19 protein-coding genes are annotated in these 15,415 nt (G+C 70.0%); 7 read left to right on the top strand and 12 right to left on the bottom strand.

Annotated elements, in window-relative coordinates; translation table 11 throughout:
- The 4 genes from ACK8GG_RS09385 to ACK8GG_RS09370 all read right to left on the bottom strand — a co-directional run.
- Positions 1–374, bottom strand: a 374-nt coding sequence (locus ACK8GG_RS09385; protein WP_440356078.1) for a GNAT family N-acetyltransferase, incomplete at its 3' end; no start/stop codon positions are given.
- A complete protein-coding gene (locus ACK8GG_RS09380; protein ID WP_440356077.1) occupies positions 367–1,119 on the bottom strand; it encodes an SDR family NAD(P)-dependent oxidoreductase in 753 nt (250 codons plus the stop codon). The genes ACK8GG_RS09380 and ACK8GG_RS09385, both read right to left, overlap by 8 nt.
- A gap of 179 nt (positions 1,120–1,298) precedes the next feature.
- Complete coding sequence (locus ACK8GG_RS09375) at positions 1,299–1,673, bottom strand: type II toxin-antitoxin system VapC family toxin (protein ID WP_440354931.1); 375 nt, start codon at positions 1,671–1,673, stop codon at positions 1,299–1,301.
- Entirely contained in the window at positions 1,670–1,924 is a 255-nt protein-coding gene (locus ACK8GG_RS09370; RefSeq protein WP_440354930.1) for a type II toxin-antitoxin system Phd/YefM family antitoxin, read from the bottom strand. Before ACK8GG_RS09370 ends, ACK8GG_RS09375 begins: the two co-directional genes overlap by 4 nt.
- 340 nt (positions 1,925–2,264) lie before the next feature.
- Here ACK8GG_RS09370 and ACK8GG_RS09365 point away from each other — a divergent pair, with 340 nt between their 5' ends.
- Positions 2,265–3,320: a carboxypeptidase regulatory-like domain-containing protein gene (locus tag ACK8GG_RS09365; RefSeq protein WP_440356076.1), complete on the top strand. Its 1,056-nt coding sequence runs from the start codon at positions 2,265–2,267 to the stop codon at positions 3,318–3,320.
- 208 nt (positions 3,321–3,528) lie between these two features.
- Positions 3,529–3,891 carry a DUF2200 domain-containing protein gene (locus ACK8GG_RS09360; RefSeq protein ID WP_440356075.1) on the top strand — a complete coding sequence of 121 codons (363 nt, stop codon included), beginning with the start codon at positions 3,529–3,531 and terminating at the stop codon, positions 3,889–3,891.
- A gap of 230 nt (positions 3,892–4,121) precedes the next feature.
- On the opposite strand, the gene ACK8GG_RS09355 is transcribed toward ACK8GG_RS09360, so the two are convergent.
- From ACK8GG_RS09355 to ACK8GG_RS09320, 8 genes are all read right to left on the bottom strand, one after another.
- Positions 4,122–4,709 carry a hypothetical protein gene (locus ACK8GG_RS09355; RefSeq protein ID WP_440356074.1) on the bottom strand — a complete coding sequence of 196 codons (588 nt, stop codon included), beginning with the start codon at positions 4,707–4,709 and terminating at the stop codon, positions 4,122–4,124.
- Positions 4,706–6,022 carry a hypothetical protein gene (locus ACK8GG_RS09350; protein WP_440356073.1) on the bottom strand — a complete coding sequence of 439 codons (1,317 nt, stop codon included), beginning with the start codon at positions 6,020–6,022 and terminating at the stop codon, positions 4,706–4,708. Before ACK8GG_RS09350 ends, ACK8GG_RS09355 begins: the two co-directional genes overlap by 4 nt.
- Positions 6,019–6,819: an ATP-binding cassette domain-containing protein gene (locus tag ACK8GG_RS09345; RefSeq protein WP_440356072.1), complete on the bottom strand. Its 801-nt coding sequence runs from the start codon at positions 6,817–6,819 to the stop codon at positions 6,019–6,021. Before ACK8GG_RS09345 ends, ACK8GG_RS09350 begins: the two co-directional genes overlap by 4 nt.
- Before the next feature lie 10 nt (positions 6,820–6,829).
- On the bottom strand, positions 6,830–7,636 hold the full coding sequence (locus ACK8GG_RS09340) for an anti-sigma factor family protein (protein ID WP_440356071.1): 807 nt from the start codon (positions 7,634–7,636) through the stop codon (positions 6,830–6,832).
- Entirely contained in the window at positions 7,633–8,184 is a 552-nt protein-coding gene (locus ACK8GG_RS09335; RefSeq protein ID WP_440350614.1) for an RNA polymerase sigma factor, read from the bottom strand. Before ACK8GG_RS09335 ends, ACK8GG_RS09340 begins: the two co-directional genes overlap by 4 nt.
- A 152-nt stretch (positions 8,185–8,336) precedes the next feature.
- The gene (locus ACK8GG_RS09330; RefSeq protein ID WP_440354924.1) at positions 8,337–8,918 is read right to left on the bottom strand and encodes a hypothetical protein; all 582 of its coding nucleotides are present in this window, start codon (positions 8,916–8,918) and stop codon (positions 8,337–8,339) included.
- Positions 8,918–9,421 carry a SigE family RNA polymerase sigma factor gene (locus ACK8GG_RS09325; protein ID WP_440354923.1) on the bottom strand — a complete coding sequence of 168 codons (504 nt, stop codon included), beginning with the start codon at positions 9,419–9,421 and terminating at the stop codon, positions 8,918–8,920. Before ACK8GG_RS09325 ends, ACK8GG_RS09330 begins: the two co-directional genes overlap by 1 nt.
- A gap of 99 nt (positions 9,422–9,520) precedes the next feature.
- Positions 9,521–10,132 (bottom strand): TetR/AcrR family transcriptional regulator, encoded by a 612-nt coding sequence (locus tag ACK8GG_RS09320; protein ID WP_440356070.1) that lies wholly within the window; start codon positions 10,130–10,132, stop codon positions 9,521–9,523.
- A 180-nt stretch (positions 10,133–10,312) separates the two neighbouring features.
- Between ACK8GG_RS09320 and ACK8GG_RS09315 the strand changes: the two genes are divergently transcribed.
- The 5 genes from ACK8GG_RS09315 to ACK8GG_RS09295 all read left to right on the top strand — a co-directional run bounded on the left by ACK8GG_RS09315 (position 10,313) and on the right by ACK8GG_RS09295 (position 15,409).
- The gene (locus tag ACK8GG_RS09315) at positions 10,313–10,705 is read left to right on the top strand and encodes an ester cyclase (RefSeq protein ID WP_440350612.1); all 393 of its coding nucleotides are present in this window, start codon (positions 10,313–10,315) and stop codon (positions 10,703–10,705) included.
- A gap of 28 nt (positions 10,706–10,733) precedes the next feature.
- Positions 10,734–11,387, top strand: a complete 654-nt coding sequence (locus ACK8GG_RS09310; RefSeq protein ID WP_440354922.1) for an NADPH-dependent F420 reductase — start codon at positions 10,734–10,736, stop codon at positions 11,385–11,387.
- Positions 11,388–11,520: 133 nt separating this feature from the next.
- Positions 11,521–12,738, top strand: a complete 1,218-nt coding sequence (locus tag ACK8GG_RS09305; protein WP_440356069.1) for a sensor histidine kinase — start codon at positions 11,521–11,523, stop codon at positions 12,736–12,738.
- 149 nt (positions 12,739–12,887) lie between these two features.
- A complete protein-coding gene (locus ACK8GG_RS09300; RefSeq protein WP_440354920.1) occupies positions 12,888–13,784 on the top strand; it encodes an ABC transporter ATP-binding protein in 897 nt (298 codons plus the stop codon).
- Positions 13,784–15,409 (top strand): ABC transporter permease, encoded by a 1,626-nt coding sequence (locus ACK8GG_RS09295; protein WP_440356068.1) that lies wholly within the window; start codon positions 13,784–13,786, stop codon positions 15,407–15,409. The genes ACK8GG_RS09300 and ACK8GG_RS09295 overlap by 1 nt, the downstream gene beginning before the upstream one ends.
- The last annotated feature ends 6 nt before the right edge of the window (positions 15,410–15,415 follow it).

Genomic DNA, 15,415 nt, shown 5'->3' with positions numbered 1-15,415 from the left:
CTCCATGATGATGGACATCCTCCCGGAGACCCCAGGTCCCCTGATCTCGGATGTCCGTCAAAGCGGGGCAGGCCCACACCGCGTCCGCGTTCTCTCGCGTCGACCATGATGGTGCCCGAGGCGACGTGTGACCCCTGGGCTGGTCGATTGGCGTACATGTTTGCGGTCCCAAGGATGGCTCCATCGGGGCCGCAGGCCACCGTGACGCGGCCAGGCGGCCCAGTCATCCAGTCCGCGCGTACGGTCGCCTCATCCGGGGTGGCGTCCATCGCGATCGTCTCCCCTGCGCGGGCGACCTCGGCAATGATCGGCCAGATGCCGGGCCAGTCTTCACCAGATGCCTCGCGGACGACGATCGGTCCGGAATCAGCCATGCGGGCCTCCGCTGACGTAGAGGACCTGGCCGGTGATGAAGTCCGCGTCTTCGGCGATGAAGAACTGGACGGCTCTGGCCACATCGTGAGGCGATCCCACACGTCCGCGTGGGATCTGTGCTGCTTGGGCGGCCAACTGCTCGTCCAGGCTGCGGCCGGCACGTGCTGCGCTGACTTCAGTCATTGCCGTCGGGATGACACCTGGCCCCACTGCATTGACGGTGATCCCGTGGGGGGCGAGGTCCAGAGCAGCCGCTCGGGTAAGTCCCTCCAGGCCCGCCTTGGCAGCGACGTAGTTGACACGTTCGTCGTCCCCGAGCGCGGAGATGCTCGAAATATTGACGACACGGCCCCACCGCTGGGCGCTCATCAGCGGAGCCACGGCTTTGAGCATCAGGAAGCTGCCCCGCAGGTGCGTGGACTGCACGGAGTCCCAGTCCTCGATCGGCATGTCCAGGATGTGGTTGTCCCGGGCGAAGCCGGCATTATTCACCAGGACGTCAACCGTCCCGAAGGAATCGCGCACCTCGGCCACAGCGCTGGCCACGGCGTCCACGTCGCTGACGTCGGCGGTGACGGGCACGGCGTTACCGCCAGCGGCTTTCACCTGCTCAGCGACCCGGCCGGCGGCCTTGGCGTTGCGATCAACGACGGCTAGCTGATAGCCGGCCGCAGCAAGCTCTACCACGATGCCCGCGCCGATACCCGATCCGCCGCCGGTCACGAGGACCGTTCTGACACTCATGCGGCGACGATGCACCAACCTCAGTCGCCAGATCAAGCGAGTTCCGCGGACGCCCGAATCTGCCGGGACCAGCGCGTTGAGGTGTTGCAGATCAGTTGGCGAACGAGTGTCGCGCATCAGTCGACGGAGGACTACAGGCGATCGCAGGAAGTTGCCGAATAGTCCTTCTAAGAATCGGATCAGACCTTGAGGACGTCCACGTCGTACAGCGCTATCGACGCGTCGCGGGAGGCGAGGGTCAGTCCTTCGGTGATTGCCTGTGCCACCAGCATGCGGTCGAAGGGATCGCGGTGAAGCGATGGCAGGCGGCTGGCGGCGATGGCGTGGGCGTGGGTCACCGGGAGTTCCCGGAAGCCCATGTCTCTTACCCGCTCTGCAAGATCAGGGGGTCCGGCGAGTTTCCCGGTGCTCTGTTTGATGGTGATCTCCCACAGGGTGACCGGGGAGAGGAAGATGTCCGGCTCGTGGCGTAGTCGATCGAGCAACTCGGCGCCGAGGGTCGGGTCGCCGGTGATGGCCCAGAGCGCGACGTGAGTGTCCAACAGCAGGTTCATGCGCCGATGCCGAAGTCGTCGGCAATCTCGGCGTTGGTCTGTGGTGAGTCCCAGTCGCCGGAGAGGTCCAGTTGGCCCGCGAGGGAGCCGACTGCGGCGCGGTTGACCCGCCGGACCAGCGGTACGACCTTCGCCACCGGGGTGCCAGCCCGGCCGATGATGATCTCCTCGCCGCGTTCCACCCGTTCGATGATGCGCGACAGATGGGTCTTGGCATCATGCATGTTGTAGTGCACGGCCTCAGCCGACATGGCGCAACCTCCTCGCTTAGCTAAGGGGTTAGTTTAGCCTGCTTGGCCGCATGCGTCAGCGGCCTCGGCTGCCCGGGGCCGGGGTCGCCAAACGCATGGTTTGCACAATCGTGGTGGCGCGGCGCAGGGTCTCAGTAACATGCAAGATCGTAGATGATTGCGAGCCGACTTCGTTGATCATGAACATCGGGCACTGGCGATTCTTGACGCCGTTTCCACCCGAGTTCTGACGAGGGGCCGGCGCGGGTCGTACGGGGTCGCGCAACACGCCTCCACAGGGCATAGTGGCCGCGCGGCGTCATCGACCGGTGTTGCCTGCCTCCGAGGAAGATGGTGGGAAGTGGCAACCCGTTTACGTGCCCGCGGTGCCGCGCTGATCGCGCTGATCGCGACGGCGCTTGCGCTGCCTGCGGTACCCGTGGCGGGCGCGCCGGCACCCATCAGCATCTTGAGCGTGTCGGCGGAGAACGTGAAGCCCGGCGACACCGTGCGTCTGCGGGTCCGCGTCACGAACACCGGGAACAGGACTGAAACGGCGATCGTGGTGATCGGTGGCGGCCTGCGATGCGCCACCGGATGCCGGGCAGAGCCCAGCCTCAAACCGGGTCAGAGTTTCGACCTCGAGGCCACGCTCGTGGCGCCCACGGTAAGCCCGAATGTGACCACCGGCCTCAACATCTCGGCCGCCGTCCGCCTCGGCGAGCAGAACAGCTTCGACCACAAGATGGTGTACGTCCACGGCCCGGGGACCTCGTCACCCGACGCGGAAGAGCCGTCCACCGATGTGGTCCGAGTCGCCGGCCGAGTCCGCGACAGCGACGGGAAGGCGGTCGGCGGCGCGGCCTTGACCGTCCGGGACAGCGCCGGGCACGAATACCGTACGACCAGCGACCGCAGCGGCCGGTTCTCGATCAAATCCAGTGCCGGCAAACCGATCGCCGCGGGCCCGATCACAATCATCGTCGCCCTCGACGGCTACCGCACCACCCGCGCCACCGTGACGGGAACCGCCGGTGACACCGCGAGCACGCTGGTCACGTTGGCCGCCGTCGCCCCGCCCACCAAGACCCCACCGTCACCCGAAGCGGCAGCGAGCTCGACGCCGGCGGTGGACGAGGCTTCCGAGCCGGAGACGAGCGATGCCGCGGCGGTGCCCGCCTTGAAAGCCGTCAGCGACGAAGGCAGCAGCTCGTTGATCTTCACCATCCTGGGTGGCCTGCTGATTGCCGGGGGCGCGCTCGCGCTGATGATCCGCCGCCGACGCGCCCCGAACGAGTCGGTTCCGCCCGCGAAAACCCCCTCGACGGCGCCTGCCGGAACGGGCAAGGGCGACGCCCCGACCGCGGTGCTGAGCACGGCGCCGCCAGCCGACCGGTACTCGGGCCGCCACCGTTGACACCGAGCGGTCGTCGCAGTCCTTGGCCCCTGTCAGGGGGATGGGGGCAGGCTGGCGGCCGCAGCCTCGCGAACTGCGTGCTCGTACTGGTTTCGACAGAACACGAATGGACCGAAGTCCCCGTAGTCGCGCTGGGGGCGGTGGGGCAAACTGAGGATTGATGACGCAGGTGGATGACCTGGTTCGAAGCTGACGCTAGGTTTGCGGCATGAAGACGGACGAAAAGACCCTGCAGCGGGTCTACCGGATGCCGTTCTCCGCGGTGTATCCGCACTACGTCACCAAGGTGGAGAAGAAGGGCCGCACGAAAGCCGAGCTGCACCAGGTCATCGCATGGCTGACCGGCTTCGACGACACCGACGTCGAGCGGCACCTGGCGGAGGAGACCTCGTTCGAGGAGTTCTTCGCCGAGGCTCGTCTGAACCCCGATGCCCCGCTGATTACCGGCGTCGTGTGTGGAGTGCGGGTCGAGGAGATCGAAGACCCGGTGATGCGGCAGCTCCGCTACCTCGACAAGCTGGTCGACGAACTGGCCCGGGGTAGGGCGATCGAAAAAATCCTGCGATCCTGATTTCTGCGAGCAGTTTCCACTAACCGGCTGGTGCAGGGGACAGGGGCAGCTCTACGCGCCGGCCCATGCCGAACTCCTCCGCTTCGTCGTCGGTCACCATCGCAAAGGCGCCGGCAGGCACCCGGTGGAGGGCTGCCACCTCGGAGGCCCCCCGAAGCAGGACCACCCTCCCACCGCCGGCATCTTGAGCTTCGCGCCGGCGGTGGGACGGTTTCGTCAGTGGCAACGCTTTACTGATCGGCCGTGGCGCTCCGGGCCGCTCCGAAAAAGGCGTACGTCGCCAGACCGCCCACCGCCAGCACGGCCGCGACCGTCGCCGCGAGTCCGTTGGTGTGCGGCTGACTCTGCCAGGTGGCGAGGACGCCCCAGGTGCCCGACGACTGGGGGAACAGGGCGGCGACGACCGTCCATCCCAGCGGAAGGAACCAGGAGCGGGCCGCGCCGACGACCGTCGCGCAGGCAGCGGTCAGGCCCACCAGCCCGGCAGTGGTGCCGAGCACCAGCGTGGCCGGGCCGAACCGCGCGCCGGTGAGCAGGGTGGCGAGCAGCACGACGACCACGACCGCCACCGCGGCCAGCAGGTGCAGGGCCCGCTGCCGGGGCCAGCGCAGCGCGGCGGCGCGTTCCAGATCCTCGTCCGGGCCGGCCAGGGTGGGCGAGAGTGCCGACACCATCAGCGCGATCGTCAGCACCACGATCAGGGCAGCCGAGTCGCGATTGTCGGAGAAGATCAGCCACAGCGCCCAGATCAGGGCCGCGGCACCGACGGACGCGGCCAGGGCCAGGGGTACGCGTCGCGCGCGCAGGTGGAGGATCATTGCGACAGCAGTCCGGTGCTGTCCTGGCAGGCCAGGATCGCCGCCCGTACGGCCGCTACGCGGGAGAGCGCCTCCGCCGGGGGCAGTTCCTGCAGGTCCTGCCAGAGCGCTACCGCCTCGGCGTTCAACTCCGGCTCCTCCCAGATCATCTCGGGGTAGAGCTCCAGGTCGGAGACCGGCTCGCGGCCGAGCAGATGGTAGGCGGCGGCCCGCTCGACCGCGGGGTCACGAGGGCAGTCGCCGGTGTAGCCGACGCCCAGTCCGGACACGACTTCGAGCACCACGACGTCGGGTAGAGCCAGGCCGCCGCGGTCGTCGATCCGTACGTTGATCACGACGACGTCGTCGCGGACGGCCGGGTTCTCCTCGTCAATGGCCCGCGCGTACTCGTGTACCTCGGTGGGTGCGCCCGGCAGCTTCGCGAGGACGGCCAGCCCTTCGCGGGCGAGCGGGGTCACCGACTCCAGCACGTTCGCGTGGACCCGCGTCACACAGACCTTCGGCGCGTCGTCGGTGCAGACGAGTTCGCGGGCGACCGGGTCGACCGGCGCGAGGAGGGCGGCCTTGTCGCGGGGAACGATCGCCGTAGCGACACCGAGGCCCAGCAGCACCGGCAGGACGGCGGCCACCCGGGCGCGGGGGCTCCCGCCGACCAGCAGCAGGACGCCGGCCAGGGCGAGCCCGCCCATCCAGATCGCGAGCGCGCCGGTCACGCCCGAGTCGATGGTCTGGAACGGGTACCACATGCTGCTGCCGTAGACGGGGGAGAGCACCGCGCCCAACCACCACGGCCGCATGATCGCGGTGAAGAAGACCAGCAGCACGCCGGCCACGGCGAGCACCGGAGCGGTCACCAGGGCGGGCAGCAGCCGCCCCAGGCCCAGACCCAACCAGGCCGCCGCGACCAGGGAAAGCACGCCGACCAGCACGATGACGACGACGTCCGGCGGGAAATAGGAGGCGGTCGAGGCGATCCGTACGCCGCCCGCGACGAGCACGAGCAGGTAGGCGAGCCCGAGAGTGGCGCCCATGGCGACGAGGACGGGCAGCATCCGCCGGGCGCGTGACCGGGGTGTGGTGGCGAAGAGTTCACCGACCTTGGCCCGGTGCTCGCGGCGGCCCTGCCAGGCGCCGGCGGCCAGGGCGAGCGGCCAGAGCAGGATCAGGTACTCCTTGCTGGTCAGCACGAGTGGCATCCACCCCTCCGACCAGCGTCCGGGGATGAGGTAGAGGGCGGCCACGCCGACCGCCAGGGCGAGCAGGGCGGCGCCGGCTGCGGCGGAGCGGCGCAGTTCGAGTCCGAGGATGCTCATCGGGTCGCCTCCGCGCGATGGCGGCGCAGCAGGGCCGAGTAGCCGCGTTCGGCGGGGCTGTCGCCCGGGTGACCGGCGTCGCCCTGTGCTCCCAGCGCTTCGGGCGCGCCCTGCCACAGCAGCCGGCCCTCGTTGACCAGCACCACGTCGGTGCAGGCGGCGACCACGTCCTCGACCAGGTGGGTGGAGACCAGTACGCAGGCGTCGGTGCCCAGGTCACGCAGCAGTTCGCGCAGGTCGAGGCGCTGCTCGGGGTCGAGTCCGACGGTCGGCTCGTCCAGCAGCAGCAACTGCGGGTCGTTGACGATGGCCTGGGCGATGCCGGCCCGGCGCAGCATGCCGCCGGAGAGCGTCTTGAGCCGGGCGTCGGCCTTGGCGGCGAGCCCCACCCGGTCGATCGCGCGTTGCGTCGCGGCCGGCACGTCGGCCTTCGGCATCTCCTTCAACCAGGCCATGTACGACACGAACTCGCGCACCGTGAACCGCGGGTAGAAGCCGAAGTGCTGCGGCAGGTAGCCCAGCGCGCGCCGGGCCGGGCGCAGGTCCGCGCGGCCGTCGACGGGGGTGCCGAGCAGGGTCAGCGTGCCGCCGGCCGGCTTGGCCACCGTCGCCAGGGCACGGATCAGGGTGGTCTTGCCGGCGCCGTTGGGCCCCAGCAGGCCGTGCACGCCGGTGCCCAGGCTCAGGTCGAGTCCGTCCACGGCCAGGTGGCGTCCGGCTCGTACCCGCAGCGCCTGGGCGTGGATGGCCCAGGGGTGGATGGTGGCGGCCGTCTCGGCCGTGCTCACCGTTCGCATGGTGTTCCCTTCAGAACGAGGTGAGGCGCCGGAAAGTGCCGGCGCGCAGGAGAGTGAGGGCGGCCAACGCAACCGTGCCGAGGGCCCATGGGCCGGCGGCTGCGGGCGTGAGCAGCACGGGAAGTTCGGCGGTGGCGAGGCTCGGGGCGACCACGGCGGCGGCCCAGGCCACCATCAGGCCGATCGCGGCCCGTGCGACGCCGACGAAGGAACCGAGCAGCAGCGTGGCGGCGGTGAAGGCCAGGCACGGCAGGAGCATCAGCGCGGGATTCGCCCGGTTCGCACCGACGGCCCCGAACGCCGCGAGCACCGGGATGACGAGGACCAGCACCACGGCCGTACGCCGCAGCAGCATCGTCAGGCCCGCCGAGGGGGTGCCGGCGATCAGCTCCCATGCCGGGTCGGTGCGTCTGCTCCAGGCGGCCGCGACCCCGGGCAGCGGCGCCAGGGGAGCGAGCAGCAACACGATCGACGGCAGATGCGGCAGGGAGTGGGTGAGCAGCGCCGCGGTGCCGAGCACGGCGGCGGCCATGACAACCCAGGGCAGCAGTACGGCCACGAACCAGCGCTGCCGCACCGGCGTACGGAAGAAGGCCCTGGCTCTCGGGGTGGGGCCGGCGGCGATTTCGCGGTCGAGGGCGGCCGCGACCTCGGTGATCAGGGTCCGGGACGCGGCCGTGGTGCCGCCGGCCAGGCGGGCACGGCAGTCGGCGCAGCCCTCCAGGTGCACCTCGATCGACCAGACGGTCGCCTCGTCCAGGCCGGGCTCGCCGGCGGCGTAGCGGTCGATTTCGCCGAGGGTGGGGTGGGTGGTCATGACAGGGCCTCCCGCAGGGCGATCCGGGCCCGGCGGACCCGCGACTTGACGGTGTTCTCGGGGACGCCGAGCAGCACGGACGTCTCCCGGACGGAGAAGCCGTCGAGAACGGTGGCGCGCAGCACCGCGCGGACCTCGGGCGGCAGGGCGGCGAGGGCGGTTTCGAGTTCCTGCCCGACCCGGCCGGCCAGCGCCACCTCCTCGGCGGCCGGCGCGACGGTGTCGGCCGGGTGGACCTGCGGCATCCGGCCCTGCCGCGCGCGGCGCCGGAACGCGTCGACCAGGCGGTGCGCGGCGATCGTCCACAACCAGCCGACGGCGGTGCCCTTGACGTGGCCGCCGGCGAAGCTGCCCGCCGACCGCCACACCGCCAGGTAGGTCTCCTGGAGCACGTCGGCGACCACGTCCGGGTCGGCGCACCGGCGCCGCAGCCGCACCTCCAGCCACGGCGCCGTACGCCGGTAGAGCTCGTCGAAGGCCCGCCGGTCGCTGCGGGCCACGCGGCGTACGAGCTCCTGCTCGTCGGCCGCGTCCAGGCTTCGTCTCACATGGGGTAAGACGACCGGTGCGGCGGAATCGGGTGCCATAGTGCTGTGATCGCCGCCACTTCTGCCGATCGGCCGATGTCAGAACTGAAGGGTGCCCAGGTCCGCTGGGGTGCGAAACCCTCCGGTGAGCTGGACCGGTCGAGCCCGGTGCGTCACCGCGTGACGCAGGTCGGACCAGGCTGACGGTGGAACTGCAGCCCCCATGACACCGCCCCGTCAACGTGCGGAAGCGCGGTTGGCGTGAGGACAAGCACCTGGCCGGCGGGCACCGAGTCCGGCCTGACCGTCAAAACTGATGAGGAGTCCACCGACGCGAGGCCGGGCCTCTTCAGGCCAATCGGACCCTGAGGTCCCGATTCGGGCATCAAGCGTTCGCCCTGGCTGCCGGGCGGGCAGCTCGACTGCTCCAGGACGATCACGACCCGTCCACCGGTCATCCGGTGCAATGCGCTGTTGGCGTCCGCCGGATCGCCGAACCGGTTCACGGTCACGCTGATCCGGTCGTCAGCCTGAGCGACCACGGCGTACGCCGGCACGGATGGGCCGAGCGACATCGTCGTCACCACCGCGGCGCCGGTGACGACGGCCCCCACTGCCACCAGGGATCCGATCGTCCGGGTCCGGTGGACCCGCCGCCCCCGGCGCATGATCTCCTCCACCGGAGCTGCCGGCGCATTCACTTGGCCGGCCATCGACCGCAGCGCGCCCGACAGGTGCGAATCGTCCGAACTCATCAACCCGTCCTTCCCTTCAAGAGATCAGATTTCGGCATGTGCGCACGCAGGCGGGTCATCGCCCGCGCATGCTGGCTCTTCACCGTGCCGATCGAGCAGCCCAGCGTCGACGCCACGTCCGCTTCGGTGAGATCGGCGTAGTACCGCAGGACCACCACGGCACGTTGGTGGCGCGGCAGTGACCGCAACGCGGCGGCCAGTTCCGGATGGGGATCGCCCGGCTCCCCGGAGGGCGCCGTGCTGTCCGGGGGGCGGTCGGTCAAGATTTCCCTACGGCGCCGCCGCCACCGGCTGACCCGGCGGTTGACCAGCATTCGGCGCAGGTAGGCGGTTGGATCGCCCCGCCGAGCGAGCTTTCCCCAGCGTGGATACAGGGCGACCAGGCAGTCCTGCAGGAGGTCTTCGGCTTCGTGCTGGTCTCCGCAGAGGAGAGTGGCGATCCTCAGGTATTCCGGCCAGACCCGCTGGACGAACACGGCGTACTCGACATCTTCGGTTGGCAAGGCATCAGCTCCTCATGACGCCCCTTAACACGGCGATCGTGCCGCCAAAGGTTGTCAGCAGCGAGGATCAAAAGTGCCGCACTTCGCTGCCGGATTCCATCAGCGATGGGGTGCGAGGAGGGTTCGCAGGGCGATGTCGACGGAGGCCTGCAGGTCTTCGCGACTCGCGCCGGCGGCGGCGTGGACGGCGTGACCCTCGCTGAGCGCCATCACGAACCGCGCCAGCGCCCGGGGCTCGACGCCGTCCGGGAGGTCTCCTTCCTTCGCCGCGCGGGACAGTCGTTCTTCGAGGGCGGACTCGGTGGCGGCCCGGCCGGCGGCCAGGACCTCGGAGATCCGGGCGTTCTCGGGTGAGCAGGCCAGGCCGCCCTGGACGGAGAGGCAACCCGCGGGGTGGTCGCCGGCGGTGAGGCCGTCGGCGCTGGAGCGCAGGAATGCCTCGATGGCGGCGTACGCGGTGGGTTGGGCGAGGGCGGCGCGCGCGTTGGCCAGCTGGGTGTCGTGGTAGCGGGCGAAGGCGCGCTGGAAGAGCTGTTCCTTGCTGCCGAACGCGGCGTACAGGCTGGGCCGGTTGATGCCCATCGCGCTGGTGAGGGCGCTCAGCGACGCGCCTTCGTAGCCGTGCCGCCAGAAGACCTCCGTGGCCCGGTCGAGGACGGTCTCCTCGTCGAACGCCCGTGGTCGGCCGGGGGTGTGCGTCGCAGTGCCCATGACGCCACTCTACCGCTCGGTACACATCGTGACCCGGCTCACCAACCGATCGGTACAGAAACCTGCTAGCGTTCTCCGCAACCGATCAGTACAAAAATATCGGCCGCCGGGTGACCCTCGTCAGCAGCAATGGACGCGGAGGACGCCCGGCGGACCGATCGTCCCGAAAGGACACCTGAAATGACCGAGAACGGTCTGCGTGACTGGTACCTGCGCTACGTCGCGGATCTCAACGCCCACAAGTTCGACGGGATGGACGAGTTCATCAACGACCAGGTGATGCTCAACGGCGAGCCGGGCACCCGCGACGACGTCCTCGCGGTGCAGAAGCACGACGTCGACGCCGTCCCGGACCTGCGCTGGGAGGTCAAGGAACTGCTCTTCGACCGGGACCGCATCGCCGTACGCGCGATCAACACCGGCACCCCGGTGAAGGAGTGGCTCGGTGTCCCTCCCTCCGGCGCCTCGTTCGAAATCGTCGAGTACGCCATCTACAAGGTCAGCGACGGCCGGTTCGTGCAGATGACCGCCCTGCACGACTCGGCCGAGCTGCTCCGGCAGCTGACCGCCTGAGATCAGGGATATCGAGGTGGAACCAGCTGTGACAACGATCGGGATCATCGGGGCCGGTGAGGTCGGCAGTCAGATCGCCCGCGTGGCAATCGCGACCGGCTACCGGGTCGTCATCGCCAACTCCCGGGGGCCCGAGACGCTGAACGGCCTCATCGCCGAACTCGGCGGGTCGGCAAGGGCGGCATACGCGGCGGAAGCCGCGGCGGCCGGCGACTTCGCCATCGTGGCGGTGCCGCTCAAGGTCGTCACCGACATGCCGGTCGAGGAGCTCGCGGGCAAGATCGTGCTGGACACGAACAACTACATGGTCTGGCGCGACGGGAACATCCCGGTCATCGACTCGGGGGAGAAGACCGTCCACGAGCTCCGTCAGGAACAGCTCCCCACCTCCAAGGTCGCCAAGGCGTTCACCCACATCCAGGCACCCCGGCTGCTCACCTCCGCGCGGCCGGCCGGTCACCCCGAGCGGTTGGCGCTGTCGGTGTCGAGCGACTTCCCCGAAGCCGTCGAACTCGTGACGCGCCTCTACGACCAGTTCGGCTTCGACACGGTGGACAACAGCCCGCTGCGCGAATCCTGGCGCAGCGGCCCGGGCCAGCCTGCCTGGAACCGGCACGCGCATCAGAAGCGCGACGAGTTGATCCTGAATCTGAAGAGGGCGCGCCGGGTAACCCAGGCGTGACTCGACCGACCTGGCTGTGGGTGAGCGTCGGACCGTGGAAAAGGCCCACCCGGTCCAAGCTGCCGCACGTGGTCAGCCTTCCGATACGCGGCGGGCAGGTTGAAGTTTTCAGGCCGCTGTCTAACCTGACCGGATGCGGACCGGAACCGTATCGACCTGGCGTAACACGCATCTGTTGGCCGCGCTCCTGGCCTTCCTGGTGCTCTGTCCCGCCTTCATCGCGCCACTGCCCGGCTGGGTCGTGGCCGGCACCGCGGCGCTCGCCACGGCCGTGCCGCTGATCCGGTGGCCGCTGCGGCGGGTGTCGCTCGCCCATGCGGCGGCCGGCACGGCCGCACTGTCGTTGCTGGTCGACGTCGTCTATCCGGGGCCTGCCGGGCTGGCGCTGTTCTGGATGTTCTTCGAGATGCCGGCGTTGCTGCTCCTGCTCGGCCGGGTCATCCGCTCCGTGCCGGATCGGCTGGTGGTGGTGACGGCGACGGCCTGCGCGGCGGCGGCGTTGCTGCTGCCGCTGCGGTTCACCCTGCGCGACGACGGCCCGGTCCTCGAACTCTCGATCATCACGGTGGCGCTGACGATGTTCCCGGTGGTGGTGGCTGCCGGAATCGGCGGCTACCTGCGGTCGCTGGACATGCGGCGCGTACGCGCTGTCAACGAGGCCCGCCGCGAGCAGCGCCTTCGGGTCGCCGCCGACCTGCACGACTTCGTCGCCCACGAGGTGACCGGCATCGTCCTGGAAGCGCAGGCGGCCCAGTGGGAGCCGCTCGACGCCGAGCAGGCCCGGACGCTCCTGGCGAGAATCGAAGCGGCCGGGCTGCGGGCGCTGGACTCGATGGACCACACCGTGCAGACCTTGCGTGACGTCGGCGGCGACGGTGACCGCGCAGCGTCCGCTCGGGTGTACCGGCTGGCTGACCTCCCGGAACTCGTCAATCGGTTCTCCTCCGGTTCGTCACTGCGAGCGGTGGCCGACCTGGCGGACGGGCCGGAGGCAACGATCGGAGCCGAGCGTGAGGCCGTCGGGTACGCGGTCGTGCTGGAGGCGCTGACCAATGTGCGCCGGCACGCGTACCGGGCCACCGAGGTGCAGGTGCGGGTACGTACGGTCCCCGGCCCCGCGGTGGAGATCGGCGTGACCGACAACGGCCGTACCGCGGGGGCGCTCACCGTCCGGCGGGTAGGCGGTGGCACCGGGCTGGTGGGGCTGGAGGAGCGGGTGCGTGCCCTGGGCGGCGAGTTGAGCGCCGGCCGGACCGAAACCGGCTGGTGCGTCCGGTGCGTCATCCCCGCGCCCGGGCTCATCGAGCCGAAGCACACGTCGGGGCCCTCCGTGTCACCAGGAATCGCCTGACCCGCTTCCCGCTGCCACAGACTCCTGCCTTCCCCGAGGAGAGCGGGGGCATCCCTGGCAGAAAGCTGCGACGAATCTGCCGATCGGCAGATGTCCGGCGGGTGCCTGACTGCCGATGATGCGGTGGCCGAGGCAATCAGGGGGAGCAGATGCTGCAGTTGACCGACATCACCAAGGTCTACGCCAAGGGCAAACGCGCGGTGGACGCGGTGACGCTGCGGATGGAGCCCGGGCTGCTGGGCCTGCTCGGGCCGAACGGTGCGGGGAAGTCCTCGCTGATGCGGGTCGCCGCCACGGTCACCAAACCGACCTCCGGCCAGGTGCTCTTCAACGGCCAGGACGTGGTGGCGAAGCCGGATCTGCTGCGCCGGGTCCTCGGATACCTGCCGCAGGACTTCGGTGTCTACCCGAACCTGACCGCACGGGAGTTCCTGCGTTACCTGGCAGCGGCCAAGGGACTCTCCGCCAGGTCGGCCGCGGCACGCATCGACGAGCTGATCGAGATGGTCAATCTCACCGAGGCCCTGAAGCGGCCGCTCGGCAAGTACTCCGGCGGCATGTTGCGGCGGGTGGGCATCGCCCAGGCCCTGCTCGCCGATCCGCAGGTGATCATCGTTGACGAGCCCACCGCCGGGCTCGACCCGCAGGAGCGGGTCCGGTTCCGCAATCTGCTCAGCGACCTCGCCGCCGAGCGGGTGGTGATGCTCTCCACCCACATCGTGTCGGACGTCGAGTCGGTCGCCTCCGACATCGCCATCGTCTCGAACGGCCGGCTGCTCTGCCGGGACAGCCCGGAGGGACTGCTCCGTCAGGTGCAGGGGCAGGTCTGGGAACTCGTCGTCCCCTCCGCTCAGGTGCCGGTGCTCCAGCACCGGTTCGTGATCAGCCGACTGGTGCGTACCGCCGCGGGCGTCCGGGTACGGCTGCTCTCGCCCGTGGCGCCGGGCCCGGACCCGGTACCGGTCGCCCCGGATCTCGAGGACGCGTACCTGGCCGTGATCAACCGGGCCGCCGGCCGGTACGCGGCGCAGGGGGTGGTGCGGTGATGTCTCTCGCGATCATCGGCGGGCTCGCCGTCGCCGACTGCAAGGACCGGATGCGCCGCCCGGCGTACGCGGTCACCCTGCTCGCCGCCGTCGGGCTGGGCTATGTCGCCGCGCCCGAGGCCGACGCCCGCTGGGTGGTCATGTACATCGGCCACCACCGGGGCGTCTACAACTCCGCCTACACCGGGACGCTGATCGCGCTGGCCGGCGCGTTGTGGCTCACCCTCGGCGGGTTCTACGTGGTGCGCAATGCGATCAGCCGGGACCAGAGCAGCGGCGTCGGCCGGCTGCTCGCCGCCACGCCGATGCGTACGGCCGGCTACTTCTTCGGCAAGTTCCTGAGCAACTGCCTGATCCTCGCCTCGATGGTCGGGGTGCTGGCGGTCACCGCGCTGGTGGTGCAGGTGGCGCGCGGTGAGGACCGGGGGATCGATCCGGTCGCGCTCCTGGCTCCCTTCGTGGTGATCGCGCTGCCGGTGGTGGCGTTCACGGCGGCCATGGCGCTGCTCTTCGAGAGCGTGCCGTTGCTGAGGGCGGGCCTGGGCAACATCGTGTGGTTCTTCGTCTGGCTGGTGGTGGCCATCGGCGGCCAGTCGCCCGGTGCGCCGCTCGGTGGCATCGGAGTGCACGCGGTGGCGCAGTCCATGGGACTTGCGATGGCAGAGCAGGGCATCGACATCTCCGAGGGCGGCTTCAGCCTCGGCCTCGTCTACCTCGACACTCCGCTGCGTACCTTCGTCTGGGACGGACTGGACCTCACCGGCGGCTTTCTCGGCGGCCGGCTCGCGATGATCGCGCTCGCGGTGCTGCTGGCCCTCGTGCCGGCCTTGTGGTTTCCGCGCTTCGATCCGGCTCGCGGTCACGGTTCGGCGGCGGCTGGCGCGGTGGAGGAGCCCGTGACTCCCGCGGTGCCCTTGGCAGGCGCATCGTCCGCTCCGGCGAGGCCGGCGGGCACCACGGCGAGGCCGGCGGTCACCACGACGAGGAGCCTGCCCGCCTCAGTGGTGCGGCGCCGCGGCGGGTACGTCCGCCTGCTCGTCGGCGAGTTCCGGGTCCTGATCCAGGGAGTGTCGCCCTGGTGGTGGCTGGGGGCGGTGCTGCTCACGGTGCTCGGCCTGGTGATGCCCTTCGACGGGATGATCCTGGTGATCCTGCCGTTGAGCTGGATCTGGCCCGTACTGGTCTGGTCACGCCTGGGCACCCAGCGGTACGAGTACGGCGTGGACGCGATCCTGGGGGCGTACCCATGGGGCCGGCGAAGGTTGATCGCCGAGTGGGCGGCAGGGGTGCTGCTCACCGCGCTGGCCGGCATCGCCCCCGCGGTGCGAATGCTGGCCGCGGCCGACCGGCCGGGCCTGGCGGTCTGGGCTGCGGGTGCGCTCTTCATTCCGTCGCTGGCGCTGGCCCTGGGCGTGCTGAGCCGCACCCATCGGCTCTTCCAGGCGATCTTTTTGATGTGGTGGTACGCCGCGATCAACGGAATCGCCTTCCTGGACTTCATGGGCACCGCCCGCCCCGACGGCGTGCCGGCCGGCCCCGGTCCACTGTTGATCCTCGGTGTTGCCGCGGCTCTCGTCGGCGTCACGTACCTTGCCGGCCGTGCCCGGGGTCAGGTGAGGGCATGATCCCTC

Origin of the sequence: Melissospora conviva, assembly GCF_049523535.1 — a bacterium.
GTDB classification, from domain to species: Bacteria; Actinomycetota; Actinomycetes; order Mycobacteriales; family Micromonosporaceae; genus Melissospora; species Melissospora conviva.
The sequence above is the reverse complement of the archived record's forward strand: the minus strand, read 5'-3'. Positions and strand labels throughout refer to the sequence as shown.

Coding starts and splice junctions, on each gene's coding strand:
- ACK8GG_RS09380 (WP_440356077.1), bottom strand. CDS start 1,119: ATGAGTGTCAGAACGGTCCTCGTGACCGGCGGCGGATCGGGTATCGGC.
- ACK8GG_RS09375 (WP_440354931.1), bottom strand. CDS start 1,673: ATGAACCTGCTGTTGGACACTCACGTCGCGCTCTGGGCCATCACCGGC.
- ACK8GG_RS09370 (WP_440354930.1), bottom strand. CDS start 1,924: ATGTCGGCTGAGGCCGTGCACTACAACATGCATGATGCCAAGACCCAT.
- ACK8GG_RS09360 (WP_440356075.1), top strand. CDS start 3,529: ATGAAGACGGACGAAAAGACCCTGCAGCGGGTCTACCGGATGCCGTTC.
- ACK8GG_RS09355 (WP_440356074.1), bottom strand. CDS start 4,709: ATGATCCTCCACCTGCGCGCGCGACGCGTACCCCTGGCCCTGGCCGCG.
- ACK8GG_RS09350 (WP_440356073.1), bottom strand. CDS start 6,022: ATGAGCATCCTCGGACTCGAACTGCGCCGCTCCGCCGCAGCCGGCGCC.
- ACK8GG_RS09345 (WP_440356072.1), bottom strand. CDS start 6,819: ATGCGAACGGTGAGCACGGCCGAGACGGCCGCCACCATCCACCCCTGG.
- ACK8GG_RS09340 (WP_440356071.1), bottom strand. CDS start 7,636: ATGACCACCCACCCCACCCTCGGCGAAATCGACCGCTACGCCGCCGGC.
- ACK8GG_RS09330 (WP_440354924.1), bottom strand. CDS start 8,918: ATGAGTTCGGACGATTCGCACCTGTCGGGCGCGCTGCGGTCGATGGCC.
- ACK8GG_RS09320 (WP_440356070.1), bottom strand. CDS start 10,132: ATGGGCACTGCGACGCACACCCCCGGCCGACCACGGGCGTTCGACGAG.
- ACK8GG_RS09315 (WP_440350612.1), top strand. CDS start 10,313: ATGACCGAGAACGGTCTGCGTGACTGGTACCTGCGCTACGTCGCGGAT.
- ACK8GG_RS09305 (WP_440356069.1), top strand. CDS start 11,521: ATGCGGACCGGAACCGTATCGACCTGGCGTAACACGCATCTGTTGGCC.
- ACK8GG_RS09300 (WP_440354920.1), top strand. CDS start 12,888: ATGCTGCAGTTGACCGACATCACCAAGGTCTACGCCAAGGGCAAACGC.
- ACK8GG_RS09295 (WP_440356068.1), top strand. CDS start 13,784: ATGTCTCTCGCGATCATCGGCGGGCTCGCCGTCGCCGACTGCAAGGAC.